We start from the raw sequence: 14,294 nt of genomic DNA, 5'->3' as shown, positions 1-14,294 counted from the left end.
TGCCTGCGCCTGACAGTTGTCTTTCCGATCCTGTGGTCGTTTTGGTCGAACAGGGGGCTGGATCGGGTGAGTTCGTGGCTGTCGGCGAATGAAGGAAGGGCCTCCTGGTAGCTCACGGTTGTCGAAGCCAGAGCGACAGGGAGGCCCTTGTTGTTGCAGTCTTGCGTGGTCCCGCTCGTTCAGTCCAGCCCGTTTACCCCTGGGTGAACCGTTCCGGGGTCGGTGGAGGCTCTATGGACTGACTCCAGCCGCCGGTTGCGGCTGGTGGCGAGCGTAGTAGGTGGCTTCGCATTCGGCGGGCGGGATGTCGCCGATCGCGGTGTGGATACGGTGGTGGTTGAACCAGTCGACCCATTCTGCGGTGGCGACCTCGACCTCGGCGAGGGTCTTCCAGGGAGTACGGGGTTTGATCAGTTCGGTCTTGAACAGGCCGATCTGAGATTCCATGAGCGCGTTGTCCAGGGCGTCACCGACGCTGCCGATCGAGGCGTCGAGTCCGGCGTCCATCAGGTGCGCGGTGAAGGCGAAGGACGTGTACTGGGCGAGTTCAACCAGTCGTTGCAACACCGGGCTGTTGCAACGACTGGCTGAACTCGCCCAATTCCGATCAAGAAAGTACGTCCACGCTCTGCACCGCCACGGCCTGGCCGGATCCATGGGAAGAGTCGGCTCGGCCGGCGACAACGCTGCCATGGAGTCCTTCTTCGCTCTGCTGCAGAACAACGTCCTCGACCGCCGCACCTGGGCCACCCGGCAGGACCTCCGCACCGCGATCGTCACCTGGATCGAGCGGACCTACCACCGGCGCCGCAGACAACTACGCCTGGGCCGTTTGACCCCCATCGAGTACGAGACCACCATGAAGCCCGCCGCCCTCGCCGCATGAAACCCGACTGTCACCTATACGTGCAGCAGTCCCGTTCAATCAGACCCCAGTCTCACCATGTCCTCGTGCTATCTGACATCTTGTGGCTCATGAGCGACCTTGTTGAACGGGTTGACGACCGTGATGAGGTTCTGGCTGTCGTGAGCAGGAGCGACGCGATTCGGGAGGGATGGTTGCACCGCGTTGCCACAATCGTGTGCCGTGACCCCGAAGGGCGCACGCTTGTGCATCGCCGTACTGAGGGCACATCGCGATTTCCGGGCCACTTCAATTGGATGCTTGGCGGTGCAGTGGAGGTTGCCGAGACCTATGAACAGGCCGCTGCCAGGGAGTTGGAGGAGGAAATAGGGGTCGGTCCGGACCTGTCCAAGGTTCGTGTTCAAGTTCCGGTGCACCGGCGCCATCAGCCCGTACTGGCTTGGGCTGCACGAAGTCGTTGTGGACGAGCCGATCAAGCCGGACCCCGAAGAGATTGCCTGGCACGACTGGCTGACGGAACACGAGCTCAAAGAGTTGGTTCGGCATGATGCATTCGTCCCCGACGCCCGCGAGGCATTCGAACGCTACCTCGCTATCCGCCCCCGAACCCAGTCACGAGTGGGTTCGGGGCAGACTCCGACGGACCGGCCACGAGAGGACGCTCGAGGACATGGCGGCCAGTGTGGGGGCGGTCACGATCGAGAGCGTTGGTGACGCCAAAGGAAGGCTGCGCCAATCATCACTGCCAAGGTGGTGTTGGCGGCGCTCCAGAACATGAGCTTGGAGTTCGCCCCGTTGACCGTGCGCAACTCCCCGTCGGCATGGCGACAGAAGGAGTCGGGCGGGAAGTACTGCGAGACAGGAGTGCCGCTCGTGCCGTAGCAGGGCGAGGTCTCAGGAAACAGGAACGGCTGAGCGCGCTGTGAAAGAGCCCACCCAGCCAAGACGGTCAGCCAACCAGCCAGCAAGAAGACGGTCAGCATCCAACTGGGCACCTTCGCGCGCCGTCCCAGCAGCCACACCGTGGCGGTTGGTATGCCGATGATGGCAGTCGCGGCGAACAGCAAGATCAGAGTCATGATCCCGTCACCATACTGATCAAATATCCGATGGACAGGGTCTGTGCGCTGGTACAGCGGGAATACCAAGAAGGGTCGGCCCTCGTGGGCTGGCCGCTGCGTCGCCACCAGTCAGGGGCGACGTGGGCATAGAACTGTGGTGTCCCCCGAGAGTCTTCCTTCTCGAACCGGCGGACCAGCCCGCGCGAGCGCAGCCGCACGCCAGCTACAAGGGAGAGGACGCAGGCGATCTCATCGTCGAGGGTGAGATTTACTGCTCGTTTCAGAATGGAAGGAGTTGCGTTCGTGTCCGGCACCGAGCTCCAACAGATCCCGGCCTCCAGCCACACAGAACACGTCGGCCGCCCACGCAGCCGGGGCGGAGGGACGCCCCGAGCCCGTCTCGGCGTGAGCAGCCTCAGCCGGTCCGCAGAAGCCGGGTGGATTTCAGACGCTCTCGCACCCGTATGTGCAGGTGGCCAACGCGGGGGAAGGAGGGCGGTGCCGCGGGCAGGAGGGTGTCGAAGTCGTAGCGGCTCTTCTGTGCAACCCGGCACGATGCCAGGTTGTCCACCTGGTGCAGGAGTTCGAGACGCTCCAGCCCGTCGGCTTCGAAGGCGTCGAAGGCCCAGTTGGTGAGTGCCTCCAGAGCGTGGGCGGCCACTCCCCGCCCGCGGGCGTGCGCCGCGGTCCAGTAGCCCACTTCGGCTGCCGGTTTGCCGGAGGTGACTTTCTTGAGGACCACGTTGCCCACCAACTGTGCGCGAACTGAACCGGGTTGTGTCTCATGGACAGCGAAGCCGAACCGGTCCCCCGCTGCCCAGCCCTGCTGCTGAGCCTGCACCCAGTGTGTCCCGTCGGAATCGTTGTCCACGCCAGAGCTCGCCCACCGGCGCAGTGCCCGATCCCGGCTCACCTCGACCAATGCGGCGATGTCTTCCATGCGCCAGGGGCGAAGAACGAGAGCGGGAGAGACCGGCGACGCGGCCACCTGAAGTACGACCGGGGCACTCATCAGCCGATGATATGTGGCGGCGTTTTCACCCGACGCCGGCCGCATCCGCCCCATGCCGCCTTGTGACCGCCCCGTCATTGCCGTGTCCGGGCGCGCAGAGCCTGGACGGACCAGTCGAACACCGGAGCCAGGCTCTCCGGGGCCGGCCAGCCGTTGACTACTGCGAGCAGCTGGAGGTACCGCCGCCAGCGCGGTTCGTTCACTCTCTCCAGCCGAGTCGCCAGCCGGCGGCGAAGCTCGACGTCGTCGGGGCGGCCGAGGAGGTGCGCGTAGTGCACCGTGAACTGCGCGACGATCGGATGAGCCTGGGGCGAGGCCGGGTCGATGCCGGCGGTCACGGCCGGGCCGGCCTGGTCACGGACGGCTGCGGTGATGTCGCGGCGCGGGACCGTCACGCCGCTTCGGGCCTGCTCGGCCGCCTGGTCCTCGGCCATCCGCCGCACGACGGCGCGGAAACCCGGGTCCAGGGACATTTCGGCCAGCTCCACCCACGCCTGGACCTGCTCTGTCTTCGGGTTACGGGGCAACTCGGGGGTCATCGAGCGCATGACCCCCGCAAAGGTGGGGGCGGCGTCAAGACCGCCGAAGACGGCGTCGAGGAAATCGCCGGTCAGACGGCTGCGTTCGTCCTTGGAAAGCCGGGCCAGCTGGTGCATGCGTTCCGTCTCCTCAGGTGTGGACCCGCGCTCGGCCACCGCCGTCAGCACCGCGCGCCGCAGGCGCAGGACGCGGATCTGCACCGTCAGTGCTTCGGCATGCGCTGCGGCGACCTCCGGAAGCGAGAGCTCACGGTCCACGACCTTTCGGATCGTGGAAAGGTCCAGTCCCAGCTCGCGCAGGGTGCGCACGAGGTCCAGGCGTGCGACGGCGTCGATGCTGTAGAGGCGGTAGCCAGCCGGGCTGCGGTCGGTCGGCGCCACGATTCCGCGATCGGAGTAGAACCGAATGGTCTTGACCGTGAGACCGGTTCGTCGAGCAAGTTCGCCGATCGAGTAGAGCGTGTCGCCGTTCATGTCCCCACCTTCGTGTCTCCCCCTACGGGAGACTCAAGTCCCGTCGCCTGCCGGCAGGCAACCACTCCTCATCCACAAGTCGTGACAATTCCTATTGCCGGGCCAGGGTGGACGGCTCGCCGTCGGTACGCTGCCCGGGCCGGGAACAGGACGTCTGGTCGGTCAGTTGCGCGAGTCGAGCTCCTTGGGGCCGTAGAGGGCCGCGGGCTTTCCCGTGAGCAAGGCCCAGTAGCGGTCCCCGAAGGACCAGTGCCACCACTCCGTGGGGTAGTTCACCAGCCCTGCGGCCGTGAGCACGGTGCCCAGCAGTTTCCGGTTGGCGCGGGCTTCCTCGCTGATGTCCGGGGCGTGGGTGTAGCAGGCGCCGGCGCTCTCCTCGGGGTCCGCGTTCATGCGCGTGCCGAGGTCCAGTTCGTGTCCGTCGGCGTCGGCGAGGGTGAGGTCGACGGCCGCGCCGGCGCTGTGCGGCGCGATGTCGGGGGGTGAGACGTACCTGCTCGCCGCCGAGTGGATCTCATGGGAGGACCAGCCGGGGTTGGCGGCCCGCAGCCGGCCTGCGTACTTTTCGAAGTACTCCCGCTGGAGGGAGGGGGGTCGGTATCCCTCGACGAACAGCAGCCGGATGTCCGCCGGCAGCATCGTCTGTGCCGTGAGCAGCCGCTCCAGCACGCCTTCCCGCAGGTGGGCGAAGGCGTCTGCCTGGTCCTGCTTGCGGGTGTCGACGAGCAGTCGGCTGCCGGGGCGGACGTCCACGAGGCGTTCGCCGGACTCGATCAGGGGCACGGCGGCGACCTTCGGATCCGACATCAGGACGATCGCGTTCATGGGGCCGCCCTTCATCCGGCCGGTGTGGCCGGGGCGCGCACGCCGAACCACTGCTCGGCGCCGTACTCCTCGAACCGTTCGACCTCGGTGAAGCCCAGTCTCGCCGCGAGGCGCATCGCCCGGTGGTTGGTGCTCTGGGTGGAGAGCACCACGGGTTCGCCGGGCCGTGCGCCGGTGAACCAGTTGAGTGCCGCCGCGCACGCCTCGAAGGCGTACCCTTGTCCCCACGCCTCGGGCAGGAACAGGTAACCGAGTTCGGTCTCTCCGGCCTCGGGGCGGACGTGTCCCCGGCGTTCGGCGCCGCGGGGGTCGAGCGTGATCATGCCGATCATCGTTCCGTCGACTTCGACCACGAAACAGCCGGGGCGTCGGCCGGGCACTTCGGGCATCGCGCGTTCAAGTTCGTCGCGAGTCCGGGCGCCGCCGATGTAGGTGCCCACCTCGGGCGAGGCGAACAGTTCGACGAAGGCCGTACGGTCGCGGGCCTCGGACGCGCGGAGCACGAGCCGTTCGGTCGGTATCGGAGTCGTCGGCCAGGTGAAGGTTCCAGGTTCGATCATGGCGGGGAACCTATCGCACGCCCCACGAGGACGATCGGCGGAGAAGCCTGGCGCCTGCTTGGCAATCTTTCCCGGCGGTCTGCGACCGGGACCGCTTAGGCGCGCGTGTAGATGATCTGAGAAGCGAGCGCGGAGCGGAACCGGCGGGACGGCGAAGCGAGCGCGAGATGGCGAACGGACGGAAGCCGACACAGCGGCAGGCCCGTCCGGGTCCCGTTTCGAGGGCGCCACCTCAAGCAGTGGAAGCGCCGCCACAACACCACCCACGCCAAGATCCGTTGTCTTGACGAGCAGGCCATGGGCTGATTTCAACCTCAGTTTGAGCAGTTCAGGTGCAGGGTGAGAACGGCTTGGACGAGGCTGGTGATGCGGGTGGTGGAGCATCGCAGCTTGCGCAGGAGTCGCCAGGTCTTCAGGGTGGCCATGGTCTGTCCGACGAGCGCGCGGATCTTTGCGTGGGAGCGGTTGACGGCCTGCTGACCTGCGGAAAGCTTCTTCCAGCGCCCCCAGCAGGGCACGCGTATGGTGCCGCCGGCGCCCCTCGTGGGTTCAAGTCCCGCCGTCCCGACTGCGAAGATCGCAGATAGGAAGCCGTTCCAGCATTTGCTGGGGCGGCTTCTTCCGTGCGTGCGTGTGCTCCCATGATGGGAGCCCTCTGGGAGCACTCGCGCTCCCACGCTCCCAGCCGTCAGCCATGCCCGTTCTCTCCGTCGCACGATCGGGTCGAGGTTGTGCGCGGTACACCACTGCTGCACGCCGTCGTCAGCGGCGCGGAATCGCCTCGCCCCGGCGGGTGAACGGTTATTCCCGGACAGGGGGCACGAGAGCCCCTTGACCGCGCGGGAGGGCAGGTCCGACCCCTATGGGCCTTGCCGCGGACACACTCCCCACCCTTCCCCGCACAGGCGAAGGTCTTTGCCCAGGCCACCGCGACAGTGCTGGTCGCCCCGTGATGCAATCCCGCCGCCTGGGCGGGCGGATGACACTTGAGCACGGGCGGGAGCGTGTCCGCGAGAGCGGGAGCGGCTGTGGGGCGCGGTAGCACCCTACAGAGAGCCGTTCCAGCAGAGCCGATGCAGGGGGAGTCAGATGCGTCACTGAACGGAGAGCTGACGACGGCCGAGCGTGAAGAGCCGTCCCTTCTGCGGAGGTTGGCTCGCCGGGCAGGGCGAAGCGGTTGAGGTGCCGCGAAAGGGCACCGGTCTGATTTGCGAAGGCGAGCGGCGACGAGTGCGGTGTACGCGTTCATCGAGCCGGAGAAGACCACTGCATCGCTCTCGTGCGTCACCTACTGAATGGGACCCGCTTCCCCCTTGAACACCTGGCGGGCCGAGAAGACCCGGCGGACCACGCAGGTCAAGCAGGTCGGCGGACGGGCCCGGGCCTTCGGCAGGGGCCGGGCCCGTGGCCGTCCTCGTGCTGATACGCCGGTGGTGGGCTACGCCTGGTCGGTGGGAGCGAGACCGGTTTCCCACGCCCACGCGGCGATGCCCACCCGGTTGCGGACCGCCAGTTTGCGCTGGAGGTTGGCCACATGGGATTTGACGGTTGGGAGGGAGATGAACAGTTCCTCGCCGATGTCGGTGTTCGACAAGCCTGCCGCGATCAGCGTGGCGACCTCCTCCTCGCGCGGGGTCAGGGGTTCGCCGAGCGGGCGTTGCGTCGTGGTGTCCGGCGGGGCGAGCCGGTGCAGCATACGTGCGGTGATCTGCGGGCTGATGAGGGCGTCGCCGGATCTCGCCGCCCGCACCGCCTCGACCAGCAGAGCCGGGCCGGAGCGTTTGAGCAGGAAGCCCGAGGCGCCTGCGCGAAGTGCGGTGTGCACGTAGGTGTCGAGGTCGAACGTGGTGACCACGACGACCCGGATGGCAGGGTCCGCTTGGGGCCCGGTCAGGAGCCGGGTCAGCTCCAGGCCGTCGAGCTGCGGCATCCGGATGTCCGCGAGCACCACGTCGGGACGCAGCCGCCGGGCGGCGGCGAGCGCGGTGGTGCCGTCGGCCGCCTCCGCGACCACGGTCATGTCGGGCTGGGCGTCCAGGATGAGGCGGAAGCCGTTGCGGACGCTGGCCTGGTCGTCCGCCAGCACGATCCGGATGGGGCCCGGCCGTAGGGTCATGCGACGCTCCCCTCAGGTGCCCGGCCCGTCTCCTGGTGCGGGCCGGCGGCCTTGCGCGTGGTGATCCTGGGCAGTGGGAGGACGACCGTGACCTGCCACCCGGCGGGCCCGTGCGGCCCTGCGGCCAGCACGCCCCCGAGGGCGTGGGCCCGCTCGGTCAGGGCTGCCAGTCCGGTGCCGCTTCGGGGGCGTTCCGGCAGCGGGGCGGATCGCTGAAGGGTGGATGTGCTGTCGCGGTGGTCGGTGACGGTCAGGTGGAGGGCCTCGCCGCTGTGGTGGGGCCCGCGACGGACGTCGATGGTGACGGTGGTCGCGGCGGGTGCGTGACGGCGCACGTTGGTGAGGGACTCCACAACGGTCCGGTAGCCGAGCGCGCCGACCTCGCCGGGCACCTCGTCCAGGGCGCCGGCGCCCACATGGAGACGGGCCGCTACGGTGCCGGTACGCGTGAACCGGGCTGCCAGTTCGTCGAGTTGGGACAGGTCACGCGGCCGTTCGCGGCTGGGAGCGGAAGTGGAGGTGGGGTCGGCTGTACGTGGCGGATCCGGCAGCGGGCACCGGGCTCGCGGGGCGCCTTCGCCGCCTTCCGTCCTGTGGCCGTCCTTCCCGCCCTCCTCGTTGAGCATGTGCACCGTGCGGTCCATCGCGGTCAGTGCCTGCATGCCGGCGTCCTCGATGCGCGGCAGCAGCTCCACCGCCTGCGCGGGGTCCTCCTGTGCCAGGACACGTGCCGCCTGTACGAGGACCACCACGCCCATGACATCGTGCGAGGCGAAGTCGTGCAGATCGCGGGCGACTTCGAGACGTTGCTGGCGGCGCTGCGCCGCGAGTGCCTTGCGCCTCCTGGAGTCAAGGCCGCGCAGGTAGCCGCCGGACGCGGCGGCCCCCGCCGTCAGGAGCGCCCAGGCGAGACACAGCACACCGGTCTCCGCCGGGTCAGCGGGCGGCGCGAGCTGGGGGCCGATCCGCACCGGAAGGAGCACGACGGCGAGTGCCTGCAGGACAGCGGGCACGAGCGTGCTGCTCCGGCTCCGGCCATCGCTCCCCCGCACCTCCGGCACCAGGAGCGCGAGCAGCGCGCAGGTCTCCAGCAGCCACCACCAGCCGGTCGCATCGGCGACCGGCCCGCGGTACGCAACGGTAACCGCCACGGAGCACACAGGGGCGGCGAGCCGCAGCCGGCGTGCGACCGAGGGGTGATGCGGCAGTCCGGCCACGGTCGCCAGTGCCGCACAGGCCGTCAGCAGCCCAGCCCCAACGATCATGACGCCGGTGGTGGGTGCGCTCGCCGCACCGGCGGCGACCAGCCCGCAGACCAGCAGCCCGCTGAGGACACGTATGCCGATAGGGCGGCGATCGCTCATGGGTGTGCACCCTATGAGAACGTGCCTTCCGCGCGAGTGGCAGCCCGGCCGCCGGGCCGGCGGACGGGCACCGGGCTGGACGGGCGGCGTCAGTCCTGCTCGGTCCACCACGGCCGCGTCCCGTCCAGGCTGCGCAGTGCGTTGGTGGCGCAGTGCACCTCTCCGCCGACGGTGCCGCGGTGGTGGGAGTAGTCCCAGTCCTCCACCCAGGCGATGCGGGTACCGGTTCCCGCGAGCGCCTTCTGCGCGGCCCGTTCGAAGACGTCGGCACCGTCCGTCGTCCGGGGAGCGTGCTGGCGCGGGGCCAGATACACGCCTGTGCCGGTGCTGACGCCGTTGGCCGCTCCGGGCAGGTAGTTCGCGACCACGCCCTGGCGCGGATATCCGGCGGGCAGCTCCAGTTCGTTGAACAGCGCGGGTACGCGGACAATGTCGCGCTCCGTCAGTCCGGCCTGCTCGCGCAGGGTGCGCAGGGCGGCGTCGATGCCTTTACGCGCGATCGCGGTGCCGCGGGTCAAGGATGCCTTGCGCAGGGCGCCGGCGACCGTCAGCCCGGGGTCCTCGGTGTCCTTCGCCGGGATGCCGTGGACCAGGGGCCGGTCGCCGTGCCCGTCGGCGGCGAGGCCGCTCAGCAGCTCCCGGCCGAGGCCGGGGTCGGCGACGACGGCCACCCAGCCGCGTGCGTTCCGTGCGGGGACGAAGGACAGGAACTCGTCGATGTGCCCGACCCCCAGCCAGCCCGTGTCCAGCGCGAGGGGCCGCTGATAGCCCTGGGCGGCGAGCATCCGGGTGAACGTCGCGTCCGGGGCTTCCTTGCCGCCGTTGCCGCCGTAGACGATCCTGCCGACGGGGTAGTGGCGGCCGCGCCAGGTGTGGGGCGGGAGGGTCCCGAAGTTCCCGGTGGAGCTGAACGAGCCGTAGTACTGGGTGTCATCGCTTCCGACGCGCCGGGGATCGTACTGCTGGATCACACCCGTACCGGAGCCGCGGAGCAGGGGGAACGCGCTGCGGGAGGCGTCCCTGAGCGGAAACTCGCGGGTGGCCGTGCCCGGCATCACGTCCGCCGACCGTACGACGACTCTGACGCGGTGTTCCTTGCCATCCGGTGCGGGAATGGAGGCGTAGGCGGCCTTGAACAGGTCCTGCATCCACACGTCCCCGCCCGTGGGGTAGTTGTAGAGGGGGGCGGGCAGCCCGGCCCGGTCCAGGCCCCGTCGCAGGTCGCGGCGGAACGCTGCTTCGCCGGGCTCCACCGGCTCGGGCTGCGCGGCCGGATCGTAGCGCTCCCCGCGTTCCACCTCGGCCGGTTCCGTGGTGTGATCGGCCGTCATCAGATGCCGGACCGGCATCAGGTCGTGCTCGAAGACCAGCGGCGCGACCTTGAGCCGTATCCGGTTCTCGGCGCTGCTGCCCTGGCTGCTGACTCTCAGGACGAGGTCGGCGATGCCATTCCAGCGCTGCGGGTCGCGCACGAAGTCCCGGGCCTCGACGCCGAGCCGGACACCGCGCCGCAGCTCCTCCGTGCTCAGCCGCTCCCCGGGCGCCAGCGCGACCATACGGCCGCGCCGTTCGGCGAAGACGCGGACGTGCTGGCGGGTGGCGGGTGCGGCGGCGACCGTGGCGGTGGTTCCGGCACTGACACGCGGCTCGGCCCCGATACGCACGGGCGCGAGATCGTGCAGGTCGGCCTTTCCGTTGACGACGCTGTCCGCCGCGTCGTTGCAGGCGGCGATACGCTCGTCGGACAGCCGGGCACCGCCGGCGGCCGCGTCGGGGCAGCGCCGCCGGTCGTCGTCCACGTTCGGCAGCATCAGCGCACCGCGCTCGCGGGTCCACTGCCCCTTGCCCCGCTCGTCGTCCGCGGTGACCCGCCCGTCCCTGTCGGTGTCCGCGCGGAACGCCGGGATCCGCGGCGCCGCCTGCGCCGGTGCCATGGGCAGGCTTCCCGTGGCGGCCACCACCAGGAGCGCTGCTCCCCACCTGCCCGCTCGTACGGGCCGGAGGCGGCCGCGCCCGCCCCGAAGGCGCAGGCCGGCGCTGCCGACCGGGGAGACGGACAGGGCCGCAGAAGAATCGTTGTGGTTCACGGCACCACCTTCAGCCGGGGACCGGACGCGGTGCATCAGCCGAAGTACGGGTTCCCGCCGGGCCGTGGGCGGCCGTCTCATCCTTTCGGCAGCCGTCGGGGTGTGCGGTGTTCTCGGCGGCATAGTCAACTTCAGCGCCGCACGCGGCGAAGAGCCGAGTAAGCTCCCGAGCGGCGTACCGTTGTCCAACCGGCGGCGCCCTTGAGAGCTGTCAACCGTCGCAGCACTCCGGAGGGCTCCTTCACCATCGCCGGGCGCCGGACGATCTGCAGGTCACCGAGGGCCGGAGACCGGCGAGATCCTGGGCCGTCGCTGCGTCGCGCTTCAGGCCGTCGTGGACGCCAGCGTCCCCCAGTCCACTGGGCAAGCTTGGCAGACGCCAGCCGATACGTCATGACGCCCTGATCCCGGCAGGTGCGGTGCGGGGTCAGGGTCAGGGCGTCTGCACCGGGGACTGTCCGAGCCAGGTGATGTTGAGGACGGACAGGCGGTACCGAGCCGGTTGATCCAGTAGGTGAGGGAGAGCGGGCCGACGGCGGCGTGGCTGACGTCTTCGCCTTCGGGGTTGTCCTTGTTCCACTGCGGGAAGCCCCAGGGATTGCCAGCGGTGGCGTCCAGGATGTCCCACACCATTTCTTCGGCGTGCTCGAACAGGGCGTCGAGAACCTTCGCGGCGCCATGTCGATGAAGTCGCTGTCGTCGTAGTGGGAGGCGACGAACGCGTCGACGGCCGCCGCATCGACACAGCCCCAAACGGCAACGCAAGGACAAGCCCGAACACAACCGCCTGAGTGAAAAAAGCAGCTTGCATGGAATTGTCAGCGAGGTCCAGGCAGAGGAAGAAAACGAGAATACCCGCAAACACGGCAGTCGGCCCCAGCAAAGCCACAGCTCGCGCGGTGACCGGTAGGTTCGGCCTCACCCGGGCACTTGACTCACCCTGGGGCTCGCTACTGCGCGATGACAACCGATCGCGGCACCGTACGGCCCGATACATCTCCATGCGAGCCATGGCGCGGAATTGACGCACGGCTGGGGGTCAAGGGGTCGTGGGTTCAAATCCCGCCGTCCCGACTGCGAAGATCGCAGATCGGAAGCCGTTCCAGCATTTGCTGGGGCGGCTTCTTCCGTACGTGCGTGTGCTCCCATGATGGGAGCCCTCTGGGAGCACTCTCGCTCCCCCGCTCCCAGCCGTCAGCCGTGCCCGTTTTCTGCGCCCCACGATCGGGTCGAGGCTGTGCGCGGTACACCACTGCTGCACGCCGTCGTCAGCGGCGCGGAATCGCCTCGCCCCGGCGGGGTAGGCAGGTGCTCCCGGGCAGAAGACGCAAGGGCCCCTTGACCGCGCGGGAGGGCAGGGCAACCCCCTGCTGTCACAAGCCATCAGCCAGGTAGTGCGAACACAAGGCTTCGTGTCGGCCGGCCTGATCATCCTCATCGCGAGCGCGTCGATTCGCTCGACCGGCTTCACGGGCGTACTCCATGGACTCTGCAGAGAGATGCTCGTCGAGAGAGCGTTCCGGAGGCCAACTGCGCAGCATGGACATCTCCCATCCCCTGCGTCGCGGTGGGCTCGGCAGGAGACTTCCTACGCCAACTCGACAGCATCCTGCGATCACGCATAGCGAAGGATGACGCGTATCAATGGATTCGTCACACAACCATGGCCCGCATTTTCACGAAGTCGATGGCGCACCTCAGTCCACCGGAGGCTGCCGACCGCAAGGCTGACGCTCCGTAGTCAGTGGCCCATTCGGCGCTGCCTGTCGAACCGAAGCAGCATCCGTACCAGGCGCCACACTCCGGCCACCGCTCCGAGTAGTGCACCCACCATCAACACGCGCCTCTCCGCAAGGCCGGAGAGGCCAAGGGCCTGGACAGAAGTCCAGGCGACAGTGAAAACGACCCCACCCAGCACGACGGCAGTCACCAGGGCGAAGACGATCTCCACCGTCATCGCATCCTTTTCCCACCGTGCCTCACGCCCCATGTCCATGCTGCAAGTCTCACAGCCCGGTCAAGTGCGCCGCGTCTGCGCCTGGCTGTCGACTCCCACAGACGGCTCGATCACCAATCGGGAGATACCGTACCCCCTTGCGGCACCCCCTCCTGGCCCTTGCCTTCGTGGTCGCGCTGCGCAGGTACCGCTGGGACAGCATCATCATGCCCGTGGAGCACGGTGACCGCGACGAGTGGCTCGGCAGCGTTACCCCGGCAGAGGCGGAGGACTCTCCCCACCGGTGAAGAAGCACATGGGGCGCTACCCTCACCTCCGTGACCGGGACGACGGTCGGCAGGTCGTCTCCCAAGCCTGGGCGGTCCTGCTCGCCGAATCGGTCCGCAAGACCGGCCTTGACCAGGCCATGTCGCAGGCTCTCGCTCCGTGGCGCAAGCCGTGAGCCGTCCACGGTCCCGGCACGGCCCTTCTGGGCGTGGCCCCGGAAGTCGCACTGGGCGGGGACTGCCTGGCGGACGTCGCGATGCGGCAATGCGAGCCGGCCGTGTTCCAGTCGCCTCCGGCCCGACCGAGAGCGAGGCCGAATCGGTCGGGTCACAGGCGACGGCGTGTACCTGCTGGTGTCCCCTGCCGCGCATCTCATTGCAGACTCTTTCAGCGGCGGCGAGAGTGCGTGCGCGGAGAGGAAGACTTCGGCGCCGAGGTCCGCGAATCGTGTGACCAGAGTACGTCCGAAGTCCCGGCCGTCGACGGTGATGACCACACGATGATCGTCGAGTCTCATATCAGTGCTACTGGTGCAGGGGGCAGAAGGATCCTGGTGGGGTGCAGCAGCAGCCGGTCAACGGTCACCTACGACAACCGATATCGCCTCTCCTACCGACTGCAGCGCTTCTCCTGCACGGCATTTCGGGCAACGTTCTCGACGAAACGTCGAATCGCTCTGCGACGCTCCTCGACTTCTGACGGATAGTGGGTGTCATTGTCGCCGAACTCAAATCGAAGTACGAGATACTGCTTCTTGTCTACTTCACATTCAACGGTGACCATGGCCGCGCTGTCGGCGATGGCCCCACTTCCCTGTACCGGGAGGTGACGCATGGGCTGGACGTGCTCCTGCCGGACGCCTTCGAGGACTCTCACGGGGTCGAACCGCTGGTTCGTGGAACTCTTGCCGAAAGTCACTGCGCTGTATCCATCCACGTCCACGGTGCATCCCGTGTCGGTCGTCGGCAGGGCATGGCCGTCTTCGGTGAGCTTCTTCCCTTCGGGCGGCAGCAGGGGACTGAGGGAACTCGGTTCGACAGGAGTTCCACAGACCGTTTTCGGAACGGTGAAGTCGCGCCCGCCGCCGGAGCAGCCAGCCGCCGCCATCAAGGCGAACGCGAGAACCACTGCCAGTGTGCCCCGCCATGCCGGGTTCTCCCGCACGAC

General features: G+C 68.4%; 13 protein-coding genes and 4 pseudogenes. 5 read left to right on the top strand and 12 right to left on the bottom strand.

Annotation, left to right across the window (positions count from 1 at the left end; genetic code table 11):
- Window positions 1-231: 231 nt before the first annotated feature.
- Window positions 232-567, bottom strand: a complete 336-nt coding sequence (locus ACFYMO_RS21785; protein WP_366772096.1) for an integrase core domain-containing protein — start codon at window positions 565-567, stop codon at window positions 232-234.
- Between the two features lie 28 nt (window positions 568-595).
- Here ACFYMO_RS21785 and ACFYMO_RS21780 point away from each other — a divergent pair.
- Window positions 596-886: pseudogene (locus tag ACFYMO_RS21780) on the top strand (IS3 family transposase); the annotation flags it as partial.
- Between the two features lie 89 nt (window positions 887-975).
- Window positions 976-1,579: pseudogene (locus ACFYMO_RS21775) on the top strand (NUDIX hydrolase).
- Here the strand turns inward: ACFYMO_RS21775 and ACFYMO_RS21770 are convergent.
- The 9 genes and pseudogenes from ACFYMO_RS21770 to ACFYMO_RS21730 all read right to left on the bottom strand — a co-directional run bounded on the left by ACFYMO_RS21770 (window position 1,558) and on the right by ACFYMO_RS21730 (window position 10,903).
- The gene (locus ACFYMO_RS21770; protein WP_070200518.1) at window positions 1,558-1,944 is read right to left on the bottom strand and encodes a hypothetical protein; all 387 of its coding nucleotides are present in this window, start codon (window positions 1,942-1,944) and stop codon (window positions 1,558-1,560) included. The pseudogene ACFYMO_RS21775 and the gene ACFYMO_RS21770 overlap by 22 nt on opposite strands.
- 397 nt (window positions 1,945-2,341) lie before the next feature.
- Window positions 2,342-2,938, bottom strand: a complete 597-nt coding sequence (locus ACFYMO_RS21765; protein WP_366772093.1) for a GNAT family N-acetyltransferase — start codon at window positions 2,936-2,938, stop codon at window positions 2,342-2,344.
- Between the two features lie 74 nt (window positions 2,939-3,012).
- Window positions 3,013-3,951 carry a MerR family transcriptional regulator gene (locus ACFYMO_RS21760; RefSeq protein ID WP_388548239.1) on the bottom strand — a complete coding sequence of 313 codons (939 nt, stop codon included), beginning with the start codon at window positions 3,949-3,951 and terminating at the stop codon, window positions 3,013-3,015.
- 162 nt (window positions 3,952-4,113) lie between these two features.
- The gene (locus ACFYMO_RS21755) at window positions 4,114-4,776 is read right to left on the bottom strand and encodes a M15 family metallopeptidase (protein WP_388548236.1); all 663 of its coding nucleotides are present in this window, start codon (window positions 4,774-4,776) and stop codon (window positions 4,114-4,116) included.
- A gap of 11 nt (window positions 4,777-4,787) precedes the next feature.
- Window positions 4,788-5,336 (bottom strand): GNAT family N-acetyltransferase, encoded by a 549-nt coding sequence (locus ACFYMO_RS21750; protein WP_366772090.1) that lies wholly within the window; start codon window positions 5,334-5,336, stop codon window positions 4,788-4,790.
- Window positions 5,337-5,650: 314 nt separating this feature from the next.
- A pseudogene (locus tag ACFYMO_RS21745) lies at window positions 5,651-5,878 on the bottom strand (transposase family protein); the annotation flags it as partial.
- A gap of 896 nt (window positions 5,879-6,774) precedes the next feature.
- Window positions 6,775-7,452, bottom strand: coding sequence for a response regulator transcription factor (locus ACFYMO_RS21740; protein ID WP_366772089.1), 678 nt, complete (start codon window positions 7,450-7,452; stop codon window positions 6,775-6,777).
- Window positions 7,449-8,816: a sensor histidine kinase gene (locus ACFYMO_RS21735; protein WP_388548232.1), complete on the bottom strand. Its 1,368-nt coding sequence runs from the start codon at window positions 8,814-8,816 to the stop codon at window positions 7,449-7,451. The genes ACFYMO_RS21740 and ACFYMO_RS21735 overlap by 4 nt, the downstream gene beginning before the upstream one ends.
- Before the next feature lie 89 nt (window positions 8,817-8,905).
- Window positions 8,906-10,903, bottom strand: coding sequence for a protein-arginine deiminase family protein (locus ACFYMO_RS21730; RefSeq protein WP_388548229.1), 1,998 nt, complete (start codon window positions 10,901-10,903; stop codon window positions 8,906-8,908).
- A 540-nt stretch (window positions 10,904-11,443) separates the two neighbouring features.
- Here ACFYMO_RS21730 and ACFYMO_RS21725 point away from each other — a divergent pair.
- Window positions 11,444-11,608 carry a hypothetical protein gene (locus tag ACFYMO_RS21725; RefSeq protein WP_388548226.1) on the top strand — a complete coding sequence of 55 codons (165 nt, stop codon included), beginning with the start codon at window positions 11,444-11,446 and terminating at the stop codon, window positions 11,606-11,608.
- A 1,036-nt stretch (window positions 11,609-12,644) separates the two neighbouring features.
- On the opposite strand, the gene ACFYMO_RS21720 is transcribed toward ACFYMO_RS21725, so the two are convergent.
- The gene (locus ACFYMO_RS21720) at window positions 12,645-12,899 is read right to left on the bottom strand and encodes a DUF6332 family protein (RefSeq protein WP_366772085.1); all 255 of its coding nucleotides are present in this window, start codon (window positions 12,897-12,899) and stop codon (window positions 12,645-12,647) included.
- A gap of 98 nt (window positions 12,900-12,997) precedes the next feature.
- Between ACFYMO_RS21720 and ACFYMO_RS21715 the strand changes: the two genes are divergently transcribed.
- Together ACFYMO_RS21715 and ACFYMO_RS21710 are read left to right on the top strand one after the other, a co-directional pair.
- On the top strand, window positions 12,998-13,147 hold the full coding sequence (locus ACFYMO_RS21715) for a hypothetical protein (RefSeq protein WP_366772084.1): 150 nt from the start codon (window positions 12,998-13,000) through the stop codon (window positions 13,145-13,147).
- A gap of 8 nt (window positions 13,148-13,155) precedes the next feature.
- A pseudogene (locus ACFYMO_RS21710) lies at window positions 13,156-13,410 on the top strand (transposase); the annotation flags it as partial.
- A gap of 326 nt (window positions 13,411-13,736) precedes the next feature.
- Here the strand turns inward: ACFYMO_RS21710 and ACFYMO_RS21705 are convergent.
- Entirely contained in the window at window positions 13,737-14,255 is a 519-nt protein-coding gene (locus tag ACFYMO_RS21705; RefSeq protein ID WP_388548538.1) for a hypothetical protein, read from the bottom strand.
- Between the last annotated feature and the right edge of the window lie 39 nt (window positions 14,256-14,294).

It is taken from the genome of Streptomyces sp. NPDC007025 (genome assembly GCF_042869455.1).
Lineage (GTDB): Bacteria > Actinomycetota > Actinomycetes > Streptomycetales > Streptomycetaceae > Streptomyces.
Note: the sequence above shows the minus strand (reverse complement) of the source record. Positions and strands in the feature narration are given on the sequence as shown.